This window comes from Ferrovibrio terrae (assembly GCF_943371255.1).
Lineage (GTDB): Bacteria > Pseudomonadota > Alphaproteobacteria > Ferrovibrionales > Ferrovibrionaceae > Ferrovibrio > Ferrovibrio terrae_B.
On the sequence record NZ_CALRUC010000204.1, the window covers coordinates 1 to 3,334 of the forward strand.

The following is a 3,334-nucleotide window of genomic DNA, read 5'->3' on the forward strand; positions in this document are numbered from 1 at the left end:
CCACCGATTGCCGACGCGATGCGCCAACCATCACCGGTATTGCCGGGAGGTGCGGGGGACCAGTGTTCGGCGCCGGTGGGGGCGTGCGGGAAAAGCAGCTTGCGCAGAGCCGGATCCTGAGGAAAGCCACCCGTGGCCAGGACGACCCCACGACGAGCCGTCAGCCTGATCTGCTTGCCGCCGACGGTGACATCGACACCGGTCACGGCATCGCCATCCGAAATCACTGCATCTATCGGACAATCGGTGACGATAGGAACGTTCAGGTCAAACAGGCTCTTGGCCAGCCTAGCCGCCAGCGCATTACCATTGGTCAGGCGCATGGCGCGGCCGTAGCGTAGCATCTCGTAGGCATGCTTGCTGAGCCGCTTGACCACATAGATGGCAGATTTCAGTGACCGTGTGACGTTAAAGAAGTGCTGAATTTCCTGACTCGCATTGAACATCATACCGACGAAGGTGATTTCCTTCAGCGGCGGACGAAGGCGCCTGATTTCTTTTCCGAGTTCGAGACCGGAGAAAGGCGCCGCCACCACCGACCGCCCGCCATCGACAGCACCCGGGGCCGACGGGTGATAATCCGGAAAAGCCATCAGCGGGTCGAACCTGACTGCCGTGTTGTCCAGGAAGAACTGTGTCGCCTCCGGGGCCATGCGCAGAAAGGCATCGACACGATCGGCGTCATAGCTGTCGCCAGTTTCGTGCTTCAGGTAAGTGCGGGCATCTTCAATACTGCCTGAGAAGCCCATGGCCTTGGAGATTGGATTTCCGGGCAGCCACAGCACTCCGCCAGACCGGGCAGTCGTACCGCCAAACAAAGGTTCCTTCTCGATGACGATGACATCAAGGCCGAGCTTCGCCGCGGTCACGGCCGCAGACATACCGCCGGCGCCCGAGCCGGCGACAATGACGTCGTACTCGGTTTTCTCCAAGGCCGCTTTCGTCACTTCAGTTCTTGCCCCTTGAGCTTGCCGGTCAGGAACTTGTTCGGCTTCAGGAAGAAGGAAATGACGAGCGCACCATTGGGTGATCGCGCCAGATGCCGGTTGCCCTTCGGACGCCAGACATAATCACCTTCGCGGCATTCACCCTCGTCATCGACGATGCTGCCGCTCAGCACATAGGTCTGCTCGATTTCGACATGTTCATGCAACGGCAGTTCCGTGCCCGGTTCCCAACGGAACAGCGCCGTCAGCAGACCGGTTTCCTTGTCCTCGAGCAGGATCTTCATGTCGATGCCGGGCGTCGGCGTCGGCTTCCACGGCAGCTTTTCGACCGCGACATAGCGCGATGCCAGCCGGGCCATATTCTCTTCGCCTTCCAGGAACGGGGTATTTGCCATTGGGTCCTCCGGTCGAATGATTACTTCAGCATCAGCAGTGCGGCTTCCCTGGCGGTCTGGCCGATACGGACGCCCTTCGCCATCGCATGCTTGTTGGCGGCGCTGATGATTCCGTCGAAATAGGTGCTCTGGCCGTCGCCCATGCGGGCCGTCAACGCGTCAACCGAGGCGCCGACGATGCCATCTTCTTCGATCGCCTCCAGCGCCGAGACGCCGGAGTCGTTCTTGCCGATGCCGCCATCCGAGCAAATGAAGGCCCAAGGCCGGTAGTTGCGAAAATATTCGATCACGCTGCGGCCGGTATGGCCTGCGGTGCAAAGCACATTGCGGGCCTTGTCTTCAGGTAGCGCAAAAGCGATTGAGTCGGTGCAGACGATGCTGCGCCCCTCCTCATTGGTATGAACCACGAGGCGGCGCGTGGTGTCGAAGTCCCTGGGCGCCTTCGACTTCGTCAGGATGGCATCGACCGCCTCCTTGACTGTCATGCCGGGCGCCAGTCCTAGACGCTGGGCCTGATCATTCACCCGGCTGATGATGCCGTTTTCGTACTGATCGGCACCGTTGCCCATTTCCGCCGTCATGGTATCGACTGCGGCAGCCGGAACGTTCAATGCCTCGTAGTACCACAGCCCAGCGATGCCAGCGCCGTCCTTGCCGATTGCGCAATCGAGACCGATGGCCGCCATCGGCCTGGCCGACATCACCATGCGGGCGCAGAGCACACCGGCATAGGAGGCCGCGACGACCACCGAACCCGGCTTGGGATTTTTCGCAGCGACATAGGTTTCCACATGCGTGGCCGAATCAAAGACGTAGGTCGTTCCCTGGGGGTGATCGATGACTTGGGGGAGATGCAAGGCGGCCATTTTTTGTTTCCTGTTGTCTCTACGAGCCGTGGCCCGGCTTATTGCAGCAGCAGATGAAGCCCTGTGGCGGTGAACCCACCGTCCACAACGATGGCTTCACCGGTGATGTAACTGGCGCCGTCGCCCGCCAGGAACAATGCGACTTTGGCGATGTCTTCGGGCATGCCGATGCGGCCGAGCGCCGTCTTACTGTTGCGGATCCTGATGGTTTCCGGATTGTAGAAAGGCTCGGTCATCGCGGTGCGGATCATGCCCGGGCAGATGGCGTTGACGCGGATGCCATACTGGCCCCATTCCACGGCAAGCTGTTTCGTCAGGGAAATCACGGCTGCTTTTGATGGACCATAGGCAATCGCTCCGGTTTGCGGCACGAGTGCTGCAATCGAGGCGATATTCACAATGGCCGCATCGCCAGCCGCCCTGAGATTGTTGAAGAGCAACGCCGAGAGCTGAAACATGCCAGTCAGATTGACCTTCAGCATCAGCTCCCAGTCCGCGAGAGAGGCCTCCTCGATATTGGCGCGGCGGATGATGCCTGCAGCATTGACCAGGGTGTGCAGCGGCCTGTCGCCGATGGATTGGGCGACAGCGGCGCGGATCGCCTTCTCGTCGCCAATATCGCACTGGATATACGTGATGGCGGAGTCGGCGCCCTCGGGGGGCGGATTGATATCGAAGATCCAGACAGTCGCACCGGCGGCGTGGAAGCGCCCGGCCGTTTCCAGCCCGATGCCACTGCTGCCACCGGTTACGATCACCGACCTGTCCGGGAATGGTGCGCTGGCTGACCGAGCATTCATTGTTTCCATCCCAATCTTCGCGGCACCATGCCGCTCCATTGTCACCGGATAGGTGAGAAGGCTGTCGGCACCAGGATTCTGTTGGACATTCTGTCGATCAGCGGGGTCACGGCCGCGACGTAGCCGCGCCATTCCTCTTCCTCCAGCAAGAGATTTCGCCGCCGCGTGCGCTCTTCCAAGCTGTCATAGCCCCACATATGCACCGCGACGTTCAGCTCGCCGATTTCAGACAGGAAATAGCCGATCAGATTGCCGAGGATGAGCGTCTGGATTTCCAGGCCGCGCTGCTGGTAGAGCGCTATAAACTCCCCGGCCTTGCCGGGCTT

5 protein-coding genes are annotated in these 3,334 nt (G+C 60.6%); all 5 read right to left on the reverse strand.

What is annotated here, in order from left to right; translation table 11 throughout:
* Positions 1-947 (reverse strand): FAD-dependent oxidoreductase (locus AAG799_RS22775; protein ID WP_341899414.1); only part of this gene is annotated, 947 nt, incomplete at its 3' end.
* A complete protein-coding gene (locus tag AAG799_RS22780; protein WP_341899415.1) occupies positions 944-1,342 on the reverse strand; it encodes a cupin domain-containing protein in 399 nt (132 codons plus the stop codon). The genes AAG799_RS22775 and AAG799_RS22780, both read right to left, overlap by 4 nt.
* A gap of 20 nt (positions 1,343-1,362) precedes the next feature.
* Positions 1,363-2,208, reverse strand: coding sequence for a hypothetical protein (locus AAG799_RS22785; RefSeq protein WP_341899417.1), 846 nt, complete (start codon positions 2,206-2,208; stop codon positions 1,363-1,365).
* 38 nt (positions 2,209-2,246) lie between these two features.
* The gene (locus AAG799_RS22790; RefSeq protein WP_341899418.1) at positions 2,247-2,966 is read right to left on the reverse strand and encodes an SDR family oxidoreductase; all 720 of its coding nucleotides are present in this window, start codon (positions 2,964-2,966) and stop codon (positions 2,247-2,249) included.
* 83 nt (positions 2,967-3,049) lie between these two features.
* On the reverse strand, positions 3,050-3,334 hold a 285-nt coding region (locus tag AAG799_RS22795), incomplete at its 5' end, for an NIPSNAP family protein (protein ID WP_341899420.1).

Excerpts from the sequence above, each read along its gene's own strand:
- AAG799_RS22780 (WP_341899415.1), bottom strand. The coding sequence starts at position 1,342 with ATGGCAAATACCCCGTTCCTGGAAGGCGAAGAGAATATGGCCCGGCTG.
- AAG799_RS22785 (WP_341899417.1), bottom strand. The coding sequence starts at position 2,208 with ATGGCCGCCTTGCATCTCCCCCAAGTCATCGATCACCCCCAGGGAACG.